Source organism: Pseudomonas sp. Sample_11, from assembly GCF_004307505.1.
In the GTDB taxonomy this organism is placed as follows: Bacteria; Pseudomonadota; Gammaproteobacteria; order Pseudomonadales; family Pseudomonadaceae; genus Aquipseudomonas; species Aquipseudomonas atacamensis.
The window spans coordinates 1-22,583 of the sequence record NZ_RCOD01000003.1; the positions used below are offsets into that span (position 1 = coordinate 1).

The following is a 22,583-nucleotide window of genomic DNA, read 5'->3' on the forward strand; positions in this document are numbered from 1 at the left end:
TGCTGGGCCGGCACTCCGGCGTTTGAAAAAGGTGACCCGCCGTAAGGGCGGAACCCTAAGTCGCCGTTACCGCAGAAACGGATATTCACCCAAAACCCCAAGAGCATGGTCGGCCCAAAGGCCGCCAAGACCAAAAAAAAGCCCCTCAAAACGAGGGGCCCAAAAAACCAGCTCAGAAACCCGAATCAGGTCATCTGAATAATGGTCTGCATGATCGTGCTCTGCGTCGAAATGGTCTTGGCGTTCGCCTGATAGTTGCTCTGGCCCTTGATCAGATCAACCAGCTCGTTGGTCAGGTTAACGTTCGACTCTTCCAGCGAGTTGGACACCACCTCACCCAACGTACCGGTCTTCGGCGCGTCGTAGCCCGGAATACCCGAAGCGAACGTCTCTTTCCAGCTGGTACCACCGACAGCCTGCAAGCCTTGCTCGTTGGTGAAACTGGCCAGTGCAACCTGACCAATCGCCTTGCTCTGGTTGTTGCTGAAGTTGGCGAACAGCGTACCGGTGCCGTCGATGGTCAGGTTGGTGATCTGGCCAGTGGCGTAACCATCCTGAGTCGGGATCGTACGCGAGGTATCAGCGTTGTACTGAGTGGTGTTGGCCATCGAGATGGTCACGCCATTCGGGTTCGCTGCCGCGCCGTTAGGCGTAAACACGCCATTGGTCACAGTGCCCGGCACCCAGCCGGTCATCTTCAGATCGCTGCTGATGATCGGGTTGGCTGGATCCGCCGGGTTAGGCGTGCTCACCTGAACCAGCTTGCCGGAGCTGTCGAACGACAATGTCGAGGCAACCGGCGCAGTGGTCACAGGGTTGCTGCCGGTAGCGTCCGGGTTACGGCCATCGACCAGGGTGTAAACCTTCCAGGTGTTCCCGCCAGTCTTGACCATGTACTGGTCCATGACGTGGGCGTTGCCCTGGGTGTCATAGATCGGCGTGCTGAACGACTTGGTGTACGTTTCCGGCTTCGACGGGTCGAACGTCACGGCGCTGGCGCCGGTATCAACGATCACTGGCGAAGACGAATTGAGGTTGATGCTCGAGGTCACCGCAGAAGACGACTTCGGCGCCAGGTTCGAGGTGTCGATCTTAAGATCAGTCAACACACCGTTGATGATCTTGCCGTTGGCATCCACACCGTAACCCTGCAGACGCGAGGTGTAGTCGGTGTTGGTGATGTAACCGGCGTTGTCGACCTTGAACGTACCGGCACGGGTGTACGAGATCGAGCCGTTGTTGCTCATGGTGAAGAAGCCGGAACCGTTGATGCCCATGTCCAGCACGTTGCCAGTGTTGTTGATGTCACCTTGGGTGAACTGCTGGGACACGTTGGCCAGGCGCACGCCGTTACCGATCACTTTGCTGCCGCTGCCCAGACGCGTAGACGAATAGACGTCTTCGAACTCTGCGCGCGAGGATTTGAAACCGGCGGTGGCGACGTTGGCGATGTTGTTGCCGGTCACGTCCAGTTGCTTGTTGGCTGCATAGAGACCGCTAAGGCCGATATTGAAAGACATATTCCACTCCTTTATGCCGGGTTAGTCGGCTCTATATACCAATGGTTTGTACTTTGGACAGGGCGACGGTGCCCTTGCCAGCCAGGTTGAGCATCAGCTCGCCACCGGTCTGGCTGATCGTCACGCTGTTGACGGTCGCTGGCAGGTAGGTCGCCAGATCGGTCGCGGTGCCGTTGATCGGTGCGTTGGCCTTGAACGTGTAAGTGCCGACCGGAACCACGGTGCCGGCGGTGTCCTTGCCGTCCCAAGTGAAGCTGGCATCGCCGGCAGCGCGGCTGCCCAGGTCGATGGTGCGCACGGTTTTGCCGTCCTTGTCGGTGATGGTCACGGTGCCGCCGGCAATCGACGACGGCACGGTGACCGAACCGGTCAGGCCTTTGCTCGGGTCATCGAGCTGCGCGGTGTTGGTCTGCACGATCACGTTGCGACCGACCAGCGACGACGCTTGCAATGCCTGCGACGAGTTGTAGTTGCCGGCAAGGCCGCTGACGGTGGAGTTCAGCGTGGTGATGCCTTCAAGGCTGCTGAACTGCGCCAGTTGCGCAACGAACGCGCTGTTGTCCTGCGGATCGAGCGGGTTCTGGTTTTTCAGCTGGGTGACCAGCAATTGCAGGAAAGCATCCTTGCCCAGCGCCTGGCCGCCGGTGGCACTGTTGGTCGCCGAAGCGATGCCGCCCGACGTAGTGCTGCTGGCCTTCTTCGACGAATTGGCCAGGATGTCGTTCATGCTCAGGCTGCTGGTGGTATCCGTAACGCTCATGGCAGTCGCCCCTTATTACTGACCGAGGGTCAGTACCTTCTGCATCATGGTTTTGGCGGTGTTCATCATTTCCGCGTTGGTCTGGAACGAGCGGCTCGCAGAAATCATGTCAGCCATTTCTTCCACCACGTTGACGTTCGGGTAGTAGACGTAGCCCTTGGCGTCGGCGGCCGGATGGTTCGGCTCGTAGCGCGCTTCGAGGTTGCTCTGGTCTTCGACGACGCCGAGCACCTGCACGCCCTGCCCGGCCGCGTCCTGGTTCTGGAACAGCGAATTGCTGCCGCCAGCCTGGCCGCCCTGGAACATGGTGGCGAATACCGGATGACGGGCGCGGTAGGTCTGGTCGATGCTCGACGAAACGGTTTCGGCGTTGGCGATGTTCGACGCCACGGTGTTCAGACGCGTGGTCTGCGCGCTCATGCCGCTGCCGGCAATGTTGAAAACGCTGGACAGGGACATGGATTATTCTCCGCGCAGGGCTGACACCAGCCCTTTGAATTTGCTGTTGAGCAAGGTGAAGCTGGCCTGGAAGCCGACGGCGTTTTCCGCGTAGTTGGACTGTTCCAGTTGAGCGTCGACGGTGTTCTGGTCGATCGAAGGCTGCATCGGCGTGCGATACATCAGCGACTCGTCGCCGTTGCCCAGCCCTTCAGCCTCGATGTGCCGGCTGTTGGTCATGTTCAGGGCAAAGTGGCCGCCGGTCTTGGTCTTCTCGGTCTGTGCTTCGAGCACTTTGGAGAAATCCAGATCCCGCGCCTTGTAGTTCGGGGTGTCGGCGTTGGCGATGTTGTTGGCCAGCACTTCGGCACGCTGGGCGCGGAAGCCCAATGCCTTTTCGTGAATGCCCAGCGCTTTGTCGAAGCTGATGCTCATGTCGGGAACCTTCAGGTGACCGGTTTTTCGTATCTGAGCTTTAGCAAGCGCCGTGCCAAATGAACAAAGCCCCGTATTCCGGGGCTTTGCGCCAAACAGGCTAAGCGGCAATGCCAGAAAAGCGGCAACCGGTTACCGCCGGATGCCGCTTTTCTGCCGCTTGCCGTCCTTGCCAGGCCAGCGCAGATCCCTGTGGGAGCGAGCCTGCTCGCGAAGGCGGCGTGTCAGGCGCCAACTGTCTTATGGACAGACCGCTTTCGCGAGCAGGCTCGCTCCCACAGGGGGTTCGTGGTGTTCGTGGAAATAATTCGGGCACAAAAAAACGGCAGGCCTTTTGGGGCCTGCCGTTTTTGTACCGCCGCAAACCGATTACTTCGCCTTGTAAATAATCCCCGGGCTGCACTGAACCATCTGGTAATGATCCGGCAATCCGTTCAACGCCTCCGAAGCGCCAAGGAACAGGTACCCGCCCGGCTTCAACGTGCTGTGAATGCGCAACAGGATGTCCTTCTTCACTTCGGCAGAGAAGTAGATCAGCACGTTGCGGCAGAACACGATGTCGAATTTGCCCAGCGCTGCGTAACTGTCGAGCAGGTTGAACGAGCGGAATTCCACCCGGCTCTTGATCGGCGCCTTGACCACCCAGCGCCCCGGCCCTTTCGGGTCGAAGTAGCGTTGCAGGCGTTCCGGCGACAGACCGCGACCGATCGCCAGGCTGTCGTACTCGCCGGTCTTGCAGTTGTTGAGCATCAGGCCCGACAGATCGGTGGCAACGATCTGCACGCCCATCTTCAACTGACCCAGGTTGCTGCGCTCGAACTCGTCGATCGACATCGACAGCGAGTACGGTTCCTGTCCCGACGAGCAGGCCGCCGACCAGATCCGCAGACGCTGGTTGGGGCTGGCCTTGATCGCTTCCGGCAGTACCTTGTTCTTCAAGACTTCAAACGGATAGGTGTCGCGAAACCACAGGGTTTCGTTGGTCGTCATGGCATCGACCACCTGCTCGCGCAAACCGCTGCGCGGCTGGGTCTGGATGCGCTGTACCAGCTCACCCAGGGACTTGATGCCTTGCTGCTCCATCAGTTTGTTGAGACGGCTCGAGACCAGATACTGCTTGTTTTCACCGAGCAGAATGCCACAGGCTTTTTCCAGGAAGACCCGGAACTGTTCGAAATCCAAATTACCCGTAGACAATGATGCCGCCTCTTAAATCGTGTTGACCGCCAGGGGCAGAAGGCCCCTAGCTGATATCTGCTGCTTTGATCCGGTCGACTACCCGGGATGCGAGGTCATCAGGACGGAATTTGGCCAGGAAGTCATCAGCACCGACTTTCTTCACCATCGCCTGATTGAATACCCCCGACAACGAAGTATGCAGGATGATATGGAGCTTTTGCATGCGTGCGTCGCCGCGGATTTCCGCCGTCAGGGTGTACCCGTCCATCTCCGGCATCTCGATGTCGGAAATCATCATCAGGAACTCTTCTTCCGGCTTCTTGCCCTCGTCGACCAGCTTGCGCAGGTAATCCAGCGCTTGCTTGCCGTCGTTCAGCGCCACCACTTCGACACCGATGGTCTGCAGACAACGGGTAACCTGCTTGCGCGCCACCGACGAGTCATCGACCGTCAGCACCCGCAGCGACAACGCCTTGGTCTGCGTCTCGACATCGACCACGCCCACCGAAATCGCTTCCGGCGTCGGCGCCACTTCGGCCAGCACCTTCTCGACGTCGATGATTTCGACCAACTGGTTGTCGACCCGAGTCACAGCGGTCAGGTAGTGATCGCGACCGGTACCCTTGGGTGGCGGATGGATCTCTTCCCAGTTCATGTTGACGATGCGCTCCACCGAGCGGACCAGGAAACCCTGGGTCTTGGTGTTGTACTCCGTGATGATCACGAACGGACTGTTCTTGTCTTTCAACGCACCAGAGCCCGTCGCCATTGCCAGATCCAGGATCGGAATGGTCGCTCCCCGTATATTCGCTACCCCGCACACGACAGGACTGGATTTGGGCATCAACGTCAGGGACGGGCACTGCAACACTTCCCGTACCTTGAACACGTTGATCCCGTAGAGCTGCGGCCCGTCGAGACGGAACAACAGCAGCTCGAGGCGATTCTGCCCTACCAGTTGCGTGCGCTGGTTCACCGAATCCATTACACCAGCCATGCCCAGACTCCTACACCAACGCCAAGTGTTGTTGCGACGCACATTCATTGCTAAACGGCACGGCGCTTGCTTTTTAACTCGTATGAACGCTCAAACGACATTTTCCCGACGCCTGACATCTACCCTTCGCAAAGGGCTTTGCGCGGTGGCCGCCGTTTGCTGCTCGCTTGCTGGCAGTCCTGCCCATGCAGATGCGGTTACCTTGCCTGATATGCTTATCGGCGTGACTCAGGGCTTTCTTGAATTCACCGTAGAAGACTATTTGGCTTCCAGTCAAACCGAAGGCCGCTACGAAATCGAAGTCAACCAGCTCGACCCGCGCATGCGCATGCCCATGTGCGACAAGGAATTGACAGCCACGCTGGAGAGCCCGGCACGCCCGCTGGGCCGCGTCACGGTGAAGGTTCGCTGCGAAGGCAGTTCGCCCTGGACGGTGTTCGTACCCGCTCAAGTCCGCCTGTTTCGCGAGATCGTGACGACCACTCGTCCGCTGAAACGCGCCGGCATTATCGAGCCGCAGGACGTGACCTTGCGCGAGCGCGACGTCAGCACGATCAATCAGGGTTTCCTGACTTCCGTCGACGAAGCGATCGGGCAGAAACTTACCCGACCAACGGTCGCCGATCAGGTCATCACTCTCGTGCATCTGGAACAGGCCGAAGTGGTGCGCAAGGGTGACCAGGTGGTGATCACTGCGCGCAGCGGCACCCTTGCCGTACGCATGCCGGGGGAAGCGCTCTCCAATGGCGGCATGAAAGAACAGATTCGAGTAAAAAACCTTAATTCTCAAAGAGTTATCAAGGCGCAGGTGATTGCGCCGGGACAGGTCGAAGTGGCCATGTAAAAGCCTCGTGGAGAAAACTGGCGCCGATCCCGTCGCTTCCCTAAACTGTGCCGCAGCAGGTCTCGCAACGGCGCATGCAAGCTTATGGTTGATTGGGCCTAAAGTTTTTCAGGGGATAGCCGAAAACATGGCAAGCGTCCAAATTCCCAGAGGTTTTTTATCATGGTTATCGATTTCAACCGATTGAACAGTTCCTCGTCACTAACCGGCAGCACACGTACCAGCAACGCCAAGGAAAGCGCTGAAAACAGCCCCTCCGCGCCGCTGAATACCCAGGCCGAACAGGCCAATGTCGCCAAAAGCGGGGAGTCGGTACACCTCAGCAATGAGGCTCAACAGTTGCAGAAGGTCACTGACAAGCTGCGCGATCAGCCTGCTGTCGACAAAGCCCGTGTGGCCGAGTTGAAAGCCGCGATTGCCGATGGCAGCTATAAAGTCGACAGCAACCGTGTAGCCAGCAAACTGCTCAACTTCGAAGCCCAGCGCTAGGCTTTTGCCGGCGCCAGGCTTTTGGACGCTTAAACCCCAAGGCCAGCCATGCACGACACTAACTTATTGCAACTGATCAACGACGACTTTGCTCCAGCGCAACAATTGCTGGAGTTATTGCAAACCGAATCCCTCGCTTTGCATGGTCGCGACATGCCGTTGCTGGAAGAAATTCTGGCGACCAAGCAAGCGTTGATCATTCTGCTCGAGCAGCATGGCCGCAAGCGCAGCGAAATCCTCGCCAGCCTCAACCTGCCGACCGATCGCACAGGTCTTGAGCAACTGGCCAGCCAGTCGAGCATTGGCGACCAGTTGCTGACTCAGGGCGACGCCCTGACCGCGCTGATCGCCCAATGCCAGGCTGCCAACATCAAGAACGGCCAGTCGATCCAGATCCAGCAGGCGACCACGGCCAATCAGCTGAAGATCCTCACCGGCGGTGAGCCGCCAGCGCTGTACGACGCCAGCGGGACCTTTGCCAAACCGGTCAAGCCGCGAACGCTCAGCCAGGCATGAGCCATTCGCTGGCCCTGCACTATCCACTTGCGCAACATGCTGGCAAAATACTGGCCAGTCGTAGTCTTATTTTGTCTGGAGATTGAAGAACCGTGTCCAACACCCTAAGCGCGGATGATGCTCCGCAGCCTCCGAAGGTGCTCACCACGCCACTGGAAATCTCCAGCAACCTGCGCCAGCTGCAAGACAGCCACGATCCGCTGATCATCACCTTCCATGAACGCAGCCAGCGCTTTCAGAGTTACCTGATCAAGGTCGACCGCGAAACCGCAACGATCGCGCTGGACGAAATGATCCCGCGCGACGGCGAGCGCTTCCTCCAGGCTGGCGAACCGTTCAAGGTCGAAGGCTTTCATGACGGCGTGCGCATCGCCTGGGAATGCAACGGCACGCTGAACATCGAAGAATCCGACGGTGACCGTTTCTACACCGGCGACCTGCCGAGCGAAGTGGTCTATCACCAGCGCCGTAACGCCTTCCGCGCTGCGTTGAAGCTCACCGATCTGGTCAGCGTTGAACTGGGCGGCGAAAAGCTCAAGACGCCGTTGCACGGCAAGCTGCTGGATATTTCCGCCACTGGCTGCAAATTCCGCTTCGAAGGCGACATCACTGATCGCCTGCAACTGGGCCAGGTCTACGATCGCCTGATCGCCCCGCCGCTGTTCGGCAACCAGCCAACATCGGTCGAACTGCGCTATCTGCATTTCGAAGAAAAACTCAACATCACCTTCGCCGGTCTGCGCTTCCACAACATCAGTGGCCAGGCTGCACGCAACGTCGAGCGTTTCGTTTACCAGTTGCAACGTGAAGCACGGCGTTTCGACAAAGACGATCTCTGAGTCGCAGCGATCAATAAAAAGGGCAGTCCCGCTCAGGACTGCCCTTTTTTATGCGCCGATGTACCTTCGGTTCAGGGCCTGCCACCACTGATATCCGGCGCAGGCTTATCGTCATTGCCGCTGTCCAGTTCGGTTTCAACGACTGCTTCCGGCTGCGCTTCGGGCTCAGGCTCAGGCTCAGGCTCAGGAGTGACCGGCGCCGGGTCCTGGACCATCTGCTCCTGCACCACCTGCTCATCGACACGCGGGTCAAGCGCCGCCACCAGCGGCGAGCTCGACATGCTGTCCGGCATTGCCACGTGATGCAGCGGTGCGTCGTCGACCTGGTGCAGGTTGGTCACTGCTTTCGGACGAATCCGCCAGACCAGCACCAACGCGAAGAAACTGAAGAACGCATACAGGCTCTGACTGCCGAGAAACTTCATCAGCACACCCGCCAGCAGCGGCCCGATGCTCGCGCCAACACCATAAGTCACCAGCAGCATGGCGGTCAGCGAAACCCGGCGATCGCCTTCGACGTGGTCGTTGGAAAACGCCACCGCCAGCGGATACAGACAAAACTGCACCAGCGAACAGAAGAAGCCGACGACGAACAGCACCTCCAGCGGCACCTGCGGCATGATCGCCAACGGCAACGCCGCCACCGCGAGAAACCCGGCAAAGCAGCGAATCAGCAATGCGCGGTCATAACGGTCGGACAACCAGCCCAACGGCCACTGCACCAGCAACCCGGCAAAAATGCAGCTACCCATGAACAGACCGACCTGCTCGGTCGTCAGCCCTTGTTGCGAGGCGTACAGCGGCGCCAGACCGTAGAACGAACCGATGATCAGACCGGCGCCGAGCACCGTGCTCAGCGATTGCGGCACACGCTTGATAAAGAAGCGCGGCTCCATCGGCGCGGGGTGCAGAGGCGCCGGGTGAATCCGTCGGGTCAACGTCACCGGCACCAGACACAGGGCAAAGCACAGCGCGACCAGCATCAGCAGCTCCAGGCCGAGGCCGGGGTGCATGACCAGAATCAGCTGGCCCAGCACCAGGCCCAGGTACGAGGCGATCATGTAACCGCTGAACACCAGGCCGCGTTGATTGGCATCGGCCTGCTCGTTGAGCCAGCTCTCGATGACCATGTACTGACACATCATGCCCAGACCAACGATCGTCCGCAGCACCAGCCACGCCGGCAGCCAGTCCACCAGCCCATGGCCGAGCACCGCCGCGCCAACGATCCCGGCACACGCCGAGTAGGCACGGATATGCCCGACCCGGGCGATCAGGCGATGGCCGATCTTGCCGCCCAGCACCAGACCGAAATAGTTGGCCGCCATCAGCGCACCGACCCACAGCCCGTCGACATTGTCGGCAGCCAGACGCAAAGCCAGATAAGTAGAAAGAAGGCCCGAGCCGATCAACATCATCAGCGAGGCGAAATACAGCGCTCGAAAGGATTTCCAGATTTGGCGCATCGGCGTTCCGAGCGGCTCCTTGCAGTAAATACCGGGCGGTCAGAACGACTGCCCGGCAGCAGCGATACGTCAGGCCTGGGCGGCCAGCACACGGCGCTCCCAGGGAGTGATTTCATCAAAGAAGCTGGTCAACTCCATGGTCTTCGAAGCGATGTAGCCTTCGATGAACTCCGACCCGAACAGTTCCCTCGCCAACTGGCTACGTTTCAGACGCTCCAGCGCGGCGTGCAAGGTACACGGCAAGGCCAGATTATCCGGCACGGCGAACTCACCCTGGATTGCCGCGCTCGGCTCCAGTTCCTGCTCGATGCCATGCAAACCCGCAGCCAGACTGGCGGCGATGGCCAGATACGGATTGGCGTCGGCGCCCGGCAGACGGTTTTCGACCCGACGTGCGACCGGCGAGCTGGCGGGAATACGCAAGCCAGCGGCGCGATTGTCATGGGACCAACAGGCATTGTTCGGCGACGCGTACGGATGACACAGGCGCTGATAGGAATTCACGTTGGGCGCAAACAGTGCGGTGAAATCGGCGAGGCCTGCCTGTTGCCCGCCGATGAAGTGGCGGAACATCGCCGTCGGCTCGCCGTTCGAGTCAGTGAAGACATTCTTGCCGCTGCCGATCTCAACGATGCTCTGGTGAATATGCATCGAGCTGCCCGGTGTGTGCGCCAGCGGTTTGGCCATGCACACCACGCTCAGGCCATGCTTGAGCGCGACCTCCTTGAGCAGGTGCTTGAACAGGAACGTCTGATCGGCAAGCAGCAGCGGATCGCCGTGCAGCAGATTGATCTCGAACTGGCTGACGCCCATTTCATGCATGAAGGTGTCGCGCGGCAGGCCGAGGGCCGCCATGCATTTATACACTTCGCTGAAGAACGGCCGCAGACCGTTGTTGGAACTGACGCTGAACGCCGACTGGCCATCCTCGCGGCGGCCGTCGAGGCCGACTGGCGGACGGAACGGCTGAGTCGGATCGGTATTGGGTGCGAAGACAAAAAATTCCAGTTCGGTCGCCACCACCGGCGCCAGACCGTGCGCGGCGTAACGGGCGATGACTGCTTTGAGCTGGCCACGGGTCGAGAGACTGGAGCTCTCCCCGCTCAGTTCGTCGGCGTCGCAAATCGCCATGGCGCGCGGCTCGTCGCTCCAGGGCAAACGGTGAATCTGCGCAGGATCGGCAACCAGCGCCAGATCGCCGTCATCGCTGCCGTAGAACCGCGCCGGCGGATAGCCGCCCATGATGCATTGCAGCAGCACACCCCGCGCCAACTGCAAACGCCGCCCTTCGAGAAAACCCTCGGCGGTCATCACCTTGCCCCGTGGCACACCGTTCAGATCCGGGGTGACACATTCAATCTCATCAATGCCGGTCAATCGCTGCGCGAGTGAACCCTGGCCATCGGTTGTCATGACGCAATCCTTGTTGTTGTGCGAGCCGCGAACGGCGACCCGGACAAAATAGGCTGCGGCTGTTCGGAATATCAAGCAGCGCCCACAAAAATCCCGATCTTGTGCGGTAGCCGTAGGAGCTGACGAGTGCAACGAGGCTGCGATCTTTTGATCTTGCTTTTTACAATCAAAAGATCGCAGCCTTCGGCAGCTCCTACACCAGACCTCAGGGCAAGTAGAGGCTGAACACTCCTCCGCCCAACGGCCCGCCATTGCTGATTTCGGTGCGTCCTTCCACGCCGTTGCGCTGATGCAGCGCGGCGATGCGATTGGCGAAATACAGACCGAGGCCGGTGCTGCCGCTGCTGTGATTGATGCCCTGCACATAATCGGCCTGACGCTCGAGCATCTCTGCTGGATAACCGTCGCCATCGTCGTTGATGCTCAATACCAGTTGCCCGGCTTCATCACCGACAGTAATCAGCAACGACTCGCGGGCGTAACGGATCGCATTGTTGATGCAGTTGCCGAGCACCGAGGCGATCAGCTCGCGATCGAAGAAACCCAGCGGGCTCAACGGATCGACTTCATAGGTGGCGATGATGCCGCGACTGGCAAACACTTCCTGATGCGCGGCCAGTTGCGCCTCGATGAAATCGTCGAGTTCGTGATAAGCCGGCTGCAGCGGCAACTGATTCACGCCAAGTTTGTACAGCCCGAGCAACTGCACGAGCATGCCGTTGAGGTGGGCGAACTCGAAGTCGATCACGCCCTGTTCCGAGCCGTCGCGCAGCTCTTTGGGCAGACGCGCGAGCCATTGGCTGTGCGCCTGCATCAGCATGGCCAGGGAGTTCTTCATGTCGTGGACGGTGGAGGCAATCACCGTGGAAAAATCCAGCGCCGGATCAATTGGGTTCATTCGCCAAACGCCTTGCTTTTCAGCTTCTGATAACGCGCAAACCGCGCGTCGGTGTCGGGCATCAGGCCCACCAGTTTCAGGCAGGCCCGACATTCTTCCAGCTCCGCCGACGGCACACTGGTGTCGGTGCCGTGCAGCAGCGACTGGGCCAGGTTCAGCGCAATACTGATGTTTTTCGGTTGCAGCTTGAGCGCCTTGCGGAACACCTCGCGGGCCTCGACCAGATTGCCGGTCTTGTACACGCGCACGCCCTGGCGGTTGAGATCGGCCGCAGCGTTGCTCGAACTGAGAATCGTCGGATCGTCGGTGAGCTTGGCAATGTCTTTCATCACCGCCGGGTCATCCCCGTAAATCTCCGCGCAGCTCTTGAGCATCGAAGTGCCCGCCTCGGCCTGACCGAGCATCTGCAACTGCTTGGCCACCAGCAACGCCGCCTCGGGGCTCATGAATTGCTCCATGCCATCGAGGCGCATCAGTGCTTGTTCGGTGAGTTTGTCGGCGGTTTCAGCGTCGTTGAGCAATAGGCTCGTGGCTTTCATCAGCCGCGCGCGAATCTGCAGGCCGGGATCGCTCGGGTTCTCCTTGGCCACGGCACTGAGGGTGGTGTTGATCTCCAGCCGCGTGCGCGTGTCGAGGCCGCGATCGCTGCCCTTGCTGATCAGCGCATGAGCCAGGCCGAGATTGCTTTCCGGGTCCTTGAAACGCGACTGCGCGCCCTGCGCCACGGCCTGACGATAAGCACGCGATGCGGTTTCGAAATCTTCGTTGGCCATCGCCAGTTTGCCGAGCAAAGCCTGACGGCGCACCGCCAGCGGCGACAGACGGATCGCTTCTTCCAGCACCCGCTGCGCGCCTTTGCTGTCGCCTTCGGCCACCAGCACATCGGCCATGCCGTCATACAGCGCCGGCATCATCGGGAACACTTTCAAGGCCTTTTCATAAACCTCTTTGGCCTGCGAGACCTGCCCGCGTTTGAACAGCAACTTGCCCAATCCAGCGAAGGCCCACGGCAACGGACGGTCGGCAATGATGCCGTCGTAGAGCCGCTCCAGCGCTTCGTTCTGGTTCATGTCGCGCAGCGCATCGGCGCGGTAGCGCAGGCACAGCGGCGAATAGCGGATGTCCTGTTTGCACAGGGCAATACAGGCATTGAGCACCTCGACCGGCTTACCGCGATCAAGGGCCTGCAGAATCGGTTTGAGCAAGGTCTTGCGTTGCTCCAGACGCTCAAGACGCTGGGCCAGTCCGGAACGGTTGAACGGCTTGGTCAGGTACGCATCCGGTTCATGCTCCAGCGCACTGAGCACCATCGCCTGACTGGTCTCGGCCGTGACCATGACGAAAACGGCTTCGTGGCTGATGAGCTTTTCCGACATCAGGTCTTCGAGCACCTGCTGGCCGTTCTTCTTGCCGTCGCCGAGGTGGAAGTCCTGAAGAATGAAATCGTAGGACTTCTGCGAGCACATCTTCAGCGCCTGCTCGCCAGTGTCGGCAGTATCGACATCCTTGACGCCGAGCTCACGCAACATCGAACGCACGGAACTGCGGAAATCGGAAAAATCATCGACGATCAGAAAGCTTTTTTGGTGATACGACGACATCGAAGATTTCCAGGCAATTGAAGAAAACGAACCGAGGCGATTTCAGGCGCGCAGATGATAGCCGGAGGCCATGCGCCATCAAGCGATTTCGCTGGAGTCTGAACTCACCGTTCGGGTTATCGGCCAAAAATGCCCGGGCCTGAGGGTGGTGCTTCAAGATTCTTCTTTGAGATTGTCGAAGCGTCTGAGGATCGAAATTAACAACCACTGACAACCGATCATCACACCGGCAAAATAATCGGCACGGTCGTCGTTCGCCGGGTGTCAAAAACACAGGCAGGACATTTGTCCTTCAAAAGTGCAGGCAGATCCGCAAATGAGGTTTATTCTGCTCAATTACCTGCGCCCCCGGACGTCCGCGATACGCTTGTAACGCCACAAAAAAAGGCCGAAGTGATGACCTCGAAAACCCCTGCCTCGCCCTCTGCGCACGAACGCAAGGACCTGACTCTCAGCCACCTGAATTTCCCGGTGGTGGGCATCGGCGCCTCGGCGGGCGGCCTGCAAGCAATCAAGCTGTTTTTCGAGCATATGCCGAAGGACAGTGGCATGGCGTTTGTGATCATTCTGCACCTGTCGCCCGATCACCAGAGCATCGCCGACCAGATCATTCAGGAATCGACGCGCATGCCGGTGTTGCAAGTGACGCAGCCGGTGCCGATCGAAAAGAACTGCGTGTACGTGATTTCTCCGGCGCACTCGCTGACGATGAATGACGGCTACCTGCGCGTCAGCCCCGCTGGCTCACCGCAAGCGCGCCACACTGCCATCGACCTGTTCTTCCGCGATCTGGCCGATGTGCATCGCGAGCGGGCTTTTTGCCTGGTGCTTTCAGGCACCGGTTCCGATGGTGCGGTGGGCTTGTCGCGAATCAAGGAACAGGGTGGCGTGACGCTGGTACAAGTGCCGGAAGACGCCGAGTTCGACGGCATGCCGCGCGCCGCCATCGAGACGCGCATGGTCGATCTGATACTGCCAGTGGTCGAGATGCCGCAGAAACTGATGGAGCTGTGGCGCAACTCTCAGAACATCAAATTACCCAGCGCCAATGATCCCGACTTGAAAGCCTTGAAGCCTGCAAACGAACACGAGGCGTCGATCGCCGAACAACGCCTGCATGAAATTCTGTTGTACCTGCGCAGCAGCACCGGCCATGACTTCAAACACTACAAACGCGCCACCGTGCTGCGCCGCATCGAGCGGCGCATGCAGGTCACCAGCCAGTCTGACCTCGGCGCCTATTACGACTACCTGCAAAACACCCCGGAAGAATCCAAGGCCCTGCTCGGCGATATGCTGATCGGCGTGACCAACTTCTTCCGTGACCGCGAAGCCTTCGAAGCCCTTGAGCGCGATGTGCTGCCGCAACTGGTGCAATCGGTTGCCGACTCGTCGGAAAAAGAAGAATTGCGCGTCTGGTCTGCCGGCTGCTCGACCGGCGAAGAAGCCTACAGCCTGGCAATCCTGCTCGATGATCAGATGCAGGTACAAAGCAGCAAGGCCAACCTGCAAGTGTTCGCCACCGATATCGACGAACGCGCGATCACCACTGGCCGCGCCGGCACCTATCCGCAAGCCATCGTCACCGACGTACCGCCAACACGCCTTCGGCATTATTTCGTCAAAGACGATGACCACTACCGGATCCGCAAGGAAATCCGCGAGAAAGTGCTGTTCGCCAAGCACAGCCTGTTGTCCGATCCGCCGTTCTCGCAGATCGACCTGATCGTTTGCCGCAATCTGCTGATTTACCTGGATCGCGAGGTGCAGCGGGAAATCCTGCAGATGTTCCACTTTGCCCTGCGACCGGGTGGTTTCCTGTTTCTCGGCACCTCGGAAAGCGCCGATGCCTGCCATGAACTGTTCGCGCCAGTGGACAAGCGCAACCGCATCTTCCGCGCCAAGACTGGTACGGCGAACAGCCGCCGCACCCCGACCATGCCGAGTGGCGGTTATATGCGCACCAGCGTTTCCCGACCGCCATCGAAAGCCATCGAGCCCGTCAAGCTGTCGTTTGCCGATATCCACCGCCGCGCCATAGAACGCTTCGCCCCGCCGAGCATTATCGTCGACACCAACGCCGATATCCTTCACATGAGCGAAGCCGCCGGGCGCTTCCTGCGGCATGTCGGCGGCGAGCTGTCACGCAACCTGCTGACTCTGATCCTGCCGGAACTGCGCCTGGAAATTCGCACGACGCTGTTCCAGGTGCAGCAAAGCAACCTCACCGTGCGCTCGCGTGAAGTGCTGCTCAAGCGCGAGGAGCGCCAATACCGCATCACGCTGATTGCGCAGCCGTACAAGGACGACGACTTCGACAGCGAGTGCGTGCTGGTGACCTTCGATGAAACGGAGATCGACGCGCACGAGCAGGCGTTGACCACGATGCTGCAGACTGAAAGCCAGGTGCTCTCCAACCTCGAACGTGAGCTGCAACGCACCAAATTGCATTTGCAGGACACCATCGAACAGTCGGAAATCTCCAGCGAAGAGCTCAAGGCTTCCAACGAGGAGATGCAGGCGATCAACGAAGAACTGCGCTCGGCCACCGAAGAGCTCGAGACCAGCAAGGAAGAGTTGCAGTCAATCAATGAAGAGCTGTTGACGGTCAACTACGAGCTGAAGACCAAAGTCGAAGAAACCGACAAGATCAACGATTATCTGACCAATCTGATCGCTTCTACCGACATTGCTACGGTGTTCGTCGATCGCAGCATGCGCATCAAATGGTTCACGCCGCGCGCCACCGACATCTTCAGCATGTTGCCGGTAGACACCGGCCGTTCACTGCTGGATATCACCCATCGCCTGAATTACCCGGCGATGACCGAGGACGCGGCGCAAGTGTTCGAATCGCTGAACATGATCGAACGCGAGGTCAACAGTACCGATAACCGCTGGTACATCGCCCGCTTGCTGCCTTATCGCTCCAGCGAAGACCACATCGACGGCACCGTGTTGACCTTCATCGACATCAGCAAACGCCGCGAAGCCGAGGAAGAGCTGCGCCTGGGCGAAGAACGCATGCGACTGGTCGCTGAGAGTACACGTGATTACGCGATTATCATCCTCGATGAAATGGGTGCGATCACCAGTTGGAACAAAGGCGCTGAACTGATCTTTGGCCACAGCAAAAACGAGGCCGAAGGTCAGTACTACGATTTCATCTTCACAGCCGAAGACCGTGCTGCCGGCATGGCTGAAAGTGAATTGTCCACCGCCCGCCAGCACGGCCGCTCGGAGGATGAGCGCTGGCATGTGCGCAAGGATGGCAGCCGTTTCTTCTGCAGCGGCGAGGTCACCCTGCTCAGCGGCGATCGCTTGCAAGGCTATGTGAAAATCGCCCGCGACCTGACCGGGCACAAGCGCCAGCAGGATGAACAAAGCAAGGAACTGGCGCAGACGCGCAATACGGTGTCCCTGCGTGATGAGTTCTTCGCGGTCATGTCCCATGAACTCAAGCACCCGCTCAACCTGATCCAGCTCAACGCCGAACTGTTGCGCCGTTTGCCAATGATCCGCACCGCCGGACCGGCGACCAAAGCGGTCAACACCATTTGCGATGCGGTGACCAGTCAGGCGCGGATCATCGACGACCTGCTTGATGTAGCACGGGTGCGCACCGGCAAGCTCAAACTGCAATTGGCGCGTGTCGAACTGAGCGCGGTTCTGCGTGACATCCACACGGTAGTGCTCAATGAGCAGCATGCCACGCGCATCGACCTGCAATTGCCTGAAGCACCGTTGATCATTCATGCCGACCCGACACGGGTCGAGCAGATCATCTGGAATCTGGTCAACAATGCCTTGAAGTTCACACCACCGAGCGGGCGCATTGAGTTGATCGCCAGCAAGAGCGGGAAAATGGCGCAACTGGATGTCAAGGATAACGGCGTCGGCATCGCTGCGGAAAACCTCGAACATGTCTTCGATCTGTTCGGCCAGGCGGAAAAACAGCACACCAACCATCAACGTGAAGGCTTGGGCATCGGCCTGTCACTGGTGCGGCAACTGACCGAAGCCCAGCACGGCACGGTGAAGGTTGCTTCGCCGGGGCTGGGCGCCGGTTGTACCTTTACCGTTCGCCTGCCGCTGTCGACTGATGTCGACGAAACCGCTGCAACAGCCGAGGTTGAACCGGTTTCCGGCAAGCTCGATGGCTTGAGCATTCTGCTGGTCGACGATTCTCCGGAAGTGTTGGAGACATTGAAGCTGCTGCTGGAGATGGAAGACGCCGACGTAACGGCCTTCGACCATCCCGTGGCAGCGCTCAAAGCCGCTGAGAGCACGCGCTACGATCTGATCATCTCCGACCTCGGCATGCCGGTCATGACCGGCTATGAACTGATGGCTGCCCTGCGCAAGCTGCCGCTGGTGAAAAACGTACCGGCGATCGCCCTTACCGGTTATGGCACTCAGAGCGACATGCAGAAGTCCCGTGAAGCCGGGTTCGATCAGCATCTGGGCAAACCGGTGGCGTACGACGACCTGATTGAAACCATCGAGGCGTTGCGCCGTTCGGAGTTGCTGTAGAGCTCGCCAGCGCTCCAACGCAAAAAGCCCCGCCACACGAGTAAGTGCGACGGGGCTTTTTGTTTTTTGAAGAGGTGGTGTCCCAGGCGGGGTTCGAACCTGCAACCTTCCCCTTAGGAGGGGGATGCTCTATCCAATTGAGCTACTGAGACACTGATTGACGCGGGCTGTATGCGGCGCGACAGACGGCGTGCATGTTAACGGCCAGCCCCTGTTTTGTCATGTCGTCCGTAGGGCTTTTTAAGTGTAGGCAAGCGCCCTGGAAGATTGCGGGAACTTTTACCGGGCAAATTGCACTGCGCGGAAATGCGGTCATTGCAGATTGCAATCAGCGTCGCCGGAAAAAACATACCAAACCCTTGTTTTTAAAGGACTTATCAGCCGTTACACTGTTGGCACGGCGACTGCTATGCCTGTTCTATCAAAAAGAACAATTTGGAGCGTCGTGCCATGAACAGCACCCTCTTGCTTGCAAACGCAGCGGCTCTGGCTGTCTTGCTCGGATCACATTTTTTTCCCAAGGCTGACGTTGAGCAGCCAGTGGCGCAGCGCATGCCGCATTACTTGCAAGTGCAGAAAGCGCCGCAGTGGGCAGTGTTGAGTGATCGCAGCGACGCTTCTACACAAATGGTCAGCGAGCCTGAGCTAGCCTCGGCGCCAACCACCGAACGTCTGGTTTTTTGAAATATCTTCAGGAGTACAACATGTCCAAATCGGCGACAGGATTTCTGATCCTCGCTTTACTGAGTGGCGTTACCCACCTGGCGCTGTTCGAGGAGACGGAAGTCACCTTGCCTCTGGTTGGCTGTGGCGTGTTTGCGGTGCTGTTTGTGCTGGCGCTGATTGCAGGGCGCAAGATCAAGTTCGATCCGGTTCTGCGTTGAGCCGAACCAATTCCAATAACGAAGAGACCGCGATAGCGAGGTCAACAGAGTTGTCGATCTGATGAACGGGGCTGTCGCTGGATCTTCGGTCTTTGAACAACGCATTGCGAGCCAGCCTCGCATCGATTTGCTCAGGGGTCTCCCGACCACGGCTGAGCAAGCGCTTGCGCAGGACCTCTTCGTTGACTGTCAGCAGAATCGGCACCAGCGTTGGATACTTCTCCATTGCTTGACGCAGGTTCGCTCTTGACCCGTTAACCAGTACGTGCCGGCCCGCTTGCAACCATTCATCCATTTCCCTAGGAATGCCGTAGGAGAGGCCGTTGGCTTGCCAGGCCAGGGAGAAAGCGCCGGCGTGCTGTCGCCGTTCGAATTCTTCAGGGGTCACGCCAACTGCATCTTCGCCGACGGACTCCGCCGAGCGGGTAATCACCCGACGCATTACTTCACAGTTCAACGCCCGCAGTGGCTCACGCGATGCATCGATCAGGCTGTCCTTGCCCGAACCGGACGGCCCCATCAGGTAAAAAAGCTTGCCATCCATCCTGTAAACGCCCTCCGACGGGTCCTGCCTCTAGTAAATCGGCAAATTGCCACTATCCTGTACACATAGGGATCAAGAATAGCGAGCCGCATAGCATGCACGTTCTGAAGTCTTCGGACATCAACAGATGTGCATGCGAAAGCGGGCAGCGATACGGAAGGATGGAAAGTTTTCCAACCAGTCCGCATTTCTGACAACTGGTGCTGGCATTACGCCTTTACCCGGCTCAATATTTGTCACAGAATTGACGCCAATGATCTGGCAATTTTGAGGCATGATGCCGGCCTCTTAACAATTCAGGTTGAACCAATTGGTCCGGATGCTTGTCCTACCACACATCCTGCGGCCAATCCCGAGAACCGCTCCCCTGAACTAACCGGTTAAATATATGCGCCCATTGAAACAGGCAATTTATTCCAGCCGTACGGCTGACAAGTTTGTCGTACGTCTGCCAGACGGAATGCGTGAACGCATTGCCGAGGTGGCTCGCAATCATCATCGCAGCATGAACTCCGAGATCATTGCGCGCCTTGAGCAGAGTCTTATTCAGGAAGGCGCACTGGGCGAAGAGCTGAGCATGCGCCTGGACAGCCCGGAGCTGTCGCTGCACGAGCGCGAGCTGTTGCAACGCTTCCGTCAGCTGTCGCACCGTCAGCAGAACGCTCTGGTGTCGCTGATCGCACACGACGCAGAAATGGCCGCAGACGCGTCCTGAGTTATACCGAACATATTGAAGCCAGCATGATTGCTGGCTTTTTTTTGCCCGCAATATGACAGATGGCCGCTTGGCAATTGAGTGTGGCAGGCACAAAAAAGCCCGTCGATTTGACGGGCTTTTCATTGCACAAGGTCAGAGCAGGAAGATTGTCGCCAACCCGAGGAAGATGAAGAAGCCACCGCTGTCGGTCATCGCGGTGATCATCACACTGGCGCCCATCGCCGGATCGCGGCCCATCTTCGCCAGCGTCATCGGGATCAACACGCCCATCAACGCCGCCAGCAACAGGTTAAGTGTCATCGCCGCCGTCATCACCACGCCGAGTGACCAACTGCCGTAGAGCATGTACGCGACCACACCGATCACCCCGCCCCAGACCAGACCGTTGATCAAACCGACCGCCAGCTCTTTGCGCATCAAGCGCGAGGTGTTGCCGGTGCTGACCTGATCCAGCGCCATGGCGCGCACAATCATGGTGATGGTCTGGTTACCGGAGTTGCCGCCGATACCCGCCACGATCGGCATCAGCGCCGCCAGTGCCACGAGCTTCTCGATCGAACCTTCGAACAGACCGATCACCCGCGATGCGACAAATGCAGTGATCAGGTTCACCGCCAGCCACGCCCAACGGTTACGCAGGGATTTCCACACCGAGGCGAAGATATCTTCCTCTTCGCGCAGACCGGCCATGTTGAGCACTTCGCTTTCGCTTTCCTCACGGATCAGGTCGACCATTTCATCGATGGTCAGACGGCCGATCAGTTTGCCGTTCTTGTCGACCACCGGCGCGGAGATCAAGTCGTAACGCTCGAATGCCTGAGCGGCGTCGTAGGCATCTTCGTCCGGGTGGAAGCTCACCGGATCGCTAGCCATCACTTCGGCGACCTGCTTCTCCGGATCGTTGACCAGCAGACGCTTGATCGGCAGCACACCTTTGAGCACGCCGTCGTAATCGACCACGAACAGTTTGTCGGTATGACCGGGAAGCTCTTTGAGGCGACGCAGATAACGCAGAACCACTTCAAGGCTGACGTCCTCACGGATCGTCACCATCTCGAAGTCCATCAGCGCACCGACCTGATCCTCGTCATAGGACAGGGCCGAGCGCACGCGTTCGCGCTGCTGGTTATCCAGACTTTCCATCAGCTCATGGACAACGTCGCGCGGCAGCTCGGAGGCCAGGTCAGCGAGTTCGTCGGCGTCCATGTCCTTGGCCGCAGCCAGGAGCTCGTGATCGTCCATGTCGGCGATCAGCGTCTCACGGACGGAGTCGGATACTTCAAGAAGAATGTCGCCGTCGCGATCGGCCTTGACCAGTTGCCAGAGCGTCAGACGATCGTCCAGCGGCAAGGCTTCAAGGATGTAGGCGACGTCGGCAGAGTGCAAATCATCGAGCTTGCGTTGCAGCTCGACGAGGTTTTGCCGGTGAACCAGGTTTTCCACACGGTCGTGGTGCGGACCTTCCTGGCGATGAGTCAGGTCTTCAACGACACGTTGGCGCTGCAGCAACTCGACGACCTGAGCCAGGCGGTCCTGCAGGCTTTCCTGTGTTTTCTTTACTTCGATTTCGGACATAGGCGAACTCCACTCCCAGCAGCGGGGCACGCCGGAAGGATCAATCAGTCAATTCATGATTGGTGAAACGGTTTACTGAACAACTACTGGGTAAGTCCATGGAGGTTTTCCATAAGCCCCGGCGGGGCTGACGGGCGCAATGATACACGCCTGACGGTTTAAAACGTTGAAAAAATCACGGCTGAAACAAGCGCTTGCGAAACAAACCTGAGCACCTGCCTGACCCGTGCAAATGCGACGACTCATCTTGAAAAGAAAACACACCGGCAACGCAAAAAGCAGCGACTACCCTTGAGCGTAGATCGTCACGGAGGACATCGAATGCCAGCAAAACCCGCGCTATATCTACTGACCGCCCTGCTCCACACCACGCCTGCCCACGCCACCACACTTCATCGTTGCCAGGCCGCTGACGGCAGCGTCACGTTTACGTCGATGAGCTGCGCAACTGGCGAGCAACTCTCAATTCAGGAGGTCCACCCGTATTCACCCGGCTGGGTCGCAATCATGCCGGAGTTCAATCACGAAGCAGTCACCGGCATGAAAGACAGCGGACGCGAACCGGGCATCGTCGGTGGCACCGAACACAAATGTGGAAACCTGATCGATAACAGGCAGCGGCGCGAAGCGATCATCAACCGCCGAGTGATTGCCGGCATGAGTCAGCGGGACGTCGAAAGCGCACTGGGCAAGCCCGACAAGATCAACACGCGCACGTCGACCACGAGCTATCGTTACGACCTCAAGCGAGGCCGCAGTGCTCAAATTGATTTTGATGAAAGAGGCTGTGTGAAGGGAAAAGCCAAATCCCGGACAGCAAAAAGCCCGCGTTAAACGCGGGCTTCTTGGTATATGGTGCACTCGACAGGATTCGAACCTGTGACCGCTCGGTTCGTAGCCGAGTACTCTATCCAGCTGAGCTACGAGTGCATTT

21 protein-coding genes and 2 tRNA genes are annotated in these 22,583 nt (G+C 58.7%); 9 read left to right on the forward strand and 14 right to left on the reverse strand.

Features of this window, described 5'->3' with window-relative positions; all coding sequences use genetic code 11:
• Positions 1 to 185: 185 nt before the first annotated feature.
• The 6 genes from flgE to D8U60_RS00140 form a co-directional block, all read right to left on the reverse strand.
• On the reverse strand, positions 186 to 1,520 hold the full coding sequence (gene flgE, locus D8U60_RS00115; RefSeq protein WP_056788088.1) for a flagellar hook protein FlgE: 1,335 nt from the start codon (positions 1,518 to 1,520) through the stop codon (positions 186 to 188).
• A 31-nt stretch (positions 1,521 to 1,551) separates the two neighbouring features.
• Positions 1,552 to 2,280: a flagellar hook assembly protein FlgD gene (gene flgD / locus D8U60_RS00120; protein ID WP_016773615.1), complete on the reverse strand. Its 729-nt coding sequence runs from the start codon at positions 2,278 to 2,280 to the stop codon at positions 1,552 to 1,554.
• A gap of 15 nt (positions 2,281 to 2,295) precedes the next feature.
• On the reverse strand, positions 2,296 to 2,739 hold the full coding sequence (flgC, locus tag D8U60_RS00125; RefSeq protein ID WP_016773614.1) for a flagellar basal body rod protein FlgC: 444 nt from the start codon (positions 2,737 to 2,739) through the stop codon (positions 2,296 to 2,298).
• 3 nt (positions 2,740 to 2,742) lie between these two features.
• A complete protein-coding gene (flgB, locus tag D8U60_RS00130) occupies positions 2,743 to 3,153 on the reverse strand; it encodes a flagellar basal body rod protein FlgB (RefSeq protein WP_016773613.1) in 411 nt (136 codons plus the stop codon).
• A 369-nt stretch (positions 3,154 to 3,522) separates the two neighbouring features.
• On the reverse strand, positions 3,523 to 4,350 hold the full coding sequence (cheR, locus tag D8U60_RS00135) for a protein-glutamate O-methyltransferase CheR (protein WP_016773612.1): 828 nt from the start codon (positions 4,348 to 4,350) through the stop codon (positions 3,523 to 3,525).
• A 46-nt stretch (positions 4,351 to 4,396) separates the two neighbouring features.
• Entirely contained in the window at positions 4,397 to 5,329 is a 933-nt protein-coding gene (locus D8U60_RS00140) for a chemotaxis protein CheV (RefSeq protein WP_016773611.1), read from the reverse strand.
• An 82-nt stretch (positions 5,330 to 5,411) separates the two neighbouring features.
• Between D8U60_RS00140 and flgA the strand changes: the two genes are divergently transcribed.
• The 4 genes from flgA to D8U60_RS00160 all read left to right on the forward strand — a co-directional run bounded on the left by flgA (position 5,412) and on the right by D8U60_RS00160 (position 8,017).
• Positions 5,412 to 6,173 carry a flagellar basal body P-ring formation chaperone FlgA gene (gene flgA, locus D8U60_RS00145; protein WP_130899192.1) on the forward strand — a complete coding sequence of 254 codons (762 nt, stop codon included), beginning with the start codon at positions 5,412 to 5,414 and terminating at the stop codon, positions 6,171 to 6,173.
• Between the two features lie 162 nt (positions 6,174 to 6,335).
• Positions 6,336 to 6,662, forward strand: coding sequence for a flagellar biosynthesis anti-sigma factor FlgM (gene flgM / locus D8U60_RS00150; RefSeq protein ID WP_016773609.1), 327 nt, complete (start codon positions 6,336 to 6,338; stop codon positions 6,660 to 6,662).
• 48 nt (positions 6,663 to 6,710) lie between these two features.
• The gene (locus tag D8U60_RS00155; RefSeq protein ID WP_016773608.1) at positions 6,711 to 7,178 is read left to right on the forward strand and encodes a flagellar protein FlgN; all 468 of its coding nucleotides are present in this window, start codon (positions 6,711 to 6,713) and stop codon (positions 7,176 to 7,178) included.
• Between the two features lie 92 nt (positions 7,179 to 7,270).
• On the forward strand, positions 7,271 to 8,017 hold the full coding sequence (locus tag D8U60_RS00160) for a flagellar brake protein (protein WP_110646695.1): 747 nt from the start codon (positions 7,271 to 7,273) through the stop codon (positions 8,015 to 8,017).
• 71 nt (positions 8,018 to 8,088) lie between these two features.
• Here D8U60_RS00160 and D8U60_RS00165 read toward each other — a convergent pair whose 3' ends face one another.
• The 4 genes from D8U60_RS00165 to D8U60_RS00180 all read right to left on the reverse strand — a co-directional run bounded on the left by D8U60_RS00165 (position 8,089) and on the right by D8U60_RS00180 (position 13,395).
• Entirely contained in the window at positions 8,089 to 9,483 is a 1,395-nt protein-coding gene (locus D8U60_RS00165) for an MFS transporter (protein WP_122691432.1), read from the reverse strand.
• Between the two features lie 69 nt (positions 9,484 to 9,552).
• Complete coding sequence (locus D8U60_RS00170; protein ID WP_177435429.1) at positions 9,553 to 10,794, reverse strand: glutamine synthetase family protein; 1,242 nt, start codon at positions 10,792 to 10,794, stop codon at positions 9,553 to 9,555.
• Positions 10,795 to 11,101: 307 nt separating this feature from the next.
• Positions 11,102 to 11,794 (reverse strand): HAMP domain-containing sensor histidine kinase, encoded by a 693-nt coding sequence (locus D8U60_RS00175; RefSeq protein WP_130899194.1) that lies wholly within the window; start codon positions 11,792 to 11,794, stop codon positions 11,102 to 11,104.
• Complete coding sequence (locus tag D8U60_RS00180) at positions 11,791 to 13,395, reverse strand: tetratricopeptide repeat-containing response regulator (RefSeq protein ID WP_016773603.1); 1,605 nt, start codon at positions 13,393 to 13,395, stop codon at positions 11,791 to 11,793. Before D8U60_RS00180 ends, D8U60_RS00175 begins: the two co-directional genes overlap by 4 nt.
• A 396-nt stretch (positions 13,396 to 13,791) precedes the next feature.
• Here D8U60_RS00180 and D8U60_RS00185 point away from each other — a divergent pair, with 396 nt between their 5' ends.
• Positions 13,792 to 17,928: a CheR family methyltransferase gene (locus D8U60_RS00185; protein ID WP_130899195.1), complete on the forward strand. Its 4,137-nt coding sequence runs from the start codon at positions 13,792 to 13,794 to the stop codon at positions 17,926 to 17,928.
• 75 nt (positions 17,929 to 18,003) lie between these two features.
• Here the strand turns inward: D8U60_RS00185 and D8U60_RS00190 are convergent.
• Positions 18,004 to 18,080, reverse strand: a tRNA-Arg gene (locus D8U60_RS00190).
• A 298-nt stretch (positions 18,081 to 18,378) separates the two neighbouring features.
• Between D8U60_RS00190 and D8U60_RS00195 the strand changes: the two genes are divergently transcribed.
• Together D8U60_RS00195 and D8U60_RS00200 are read left to right on the forward strand one after the other, a co-directional pair.
• Positions 18,379 to 18,612, forward strand: coding sequence for a hypothetical protein (locus D8U60_RS00195; protein ID WP_122612073.1), 234 nt, complete (start codon positions 18,379 to 18,381; stop codon positions 18,610 to 18,612).
• A gap of 20 nt (positions 18,613 to 18,632) precedes the next feature.
• Positions 18,633 to 18,812 carry a PA3371 family protein gene (locus D8U60_RS00200; protein ID WP_016773599.1) on the forward strand — a complete coding sequence of 60 codons (180 nt, stop codon included), beginning with the start codon at positions 18,633 to 18,635 and terminating at the stop codon, positions 18,810 to 18,812.
• Here the strand turns inward: D8U60_RS00200 and phnN are convergent.
• On the reverse strand, positions 18,787 to 19,356 hold the full coding sequence (phnN, locus tag D8U60_RS00205; protein WP_130899196.1) for a phosphonate metabolism protein/1,5-bisphosphokinase (PRPP-forming) PhnN: 570 nt from the start codon (positions 19,354 to 19,356) through the stop codon (positions 18,787 to 18,789). The genes D8U60_RS00200 and phnN overlap by 26 nt on opposite strands.
• Before the next feature lie 388 nt (positions 19,357 to 19,744).
• Between phnN and D8U60_RS00210 the strand changes: the two genes are divergently transcribed.
• The gene (locus tag D8U60_RS00210; protein WP_003178899.1) at positions 19,745 to 20,071 is read left to right on the forward strand and encodes an Arc family DNA-binding protein; all 327 of its coding nucleotides are present in this window, start codon (positions 19,745 to 19,747) and stop codon (positions 20,069 to 20,071) included.
• Positions 20,072 to 20,206: 135 nt separating this feature from the next.
• On the opposite strand, the gene mgtE is transcribed toward D8U60_RS00210, so the two are convergent.
• A complete protein-coding gene (mgtE, locus tag D8U60_RS00215) occupies positions 20,207 to 21,649 on the reverse strand; it encodes a magnesium transporter (protein ID WP_016773597.1) in 1,443 nt (480 codons plus the stop codon).
• 321 nt (positions 21,650 to 21,970) lie between these two features.
• Here mgtE and D8U60_RS00220 point away from each other — a divergent pair, with 321 nt between their 5' ends.
• Positions 21,971 to 22,483 carry a cell envelope protein SmpA gene (locus tag D8U60_RS00220; RefSeq protein ID WP_122700241.1) on the forward strand — a complete coding sequence of 171 codons (513 nt, stop codon included), beginning with the start codon at positions 21,971 to 21,973 and terminating at the stop codon, positions 22,481 to 22,483.
• A gap of 19 nt (positions 22,484 to 22,502) precedes the next feature.
• Here D8U60_RS00220 and D8U60_RS00225 read toward each other — a convergent pair.
• Positions 22,503 to 22,579, reverse strand: a tRNA-Arg gene (locus D8U60_RS00225).
• Positions 22,580 to 22,583: the final 4 nt, after the last annotated feature.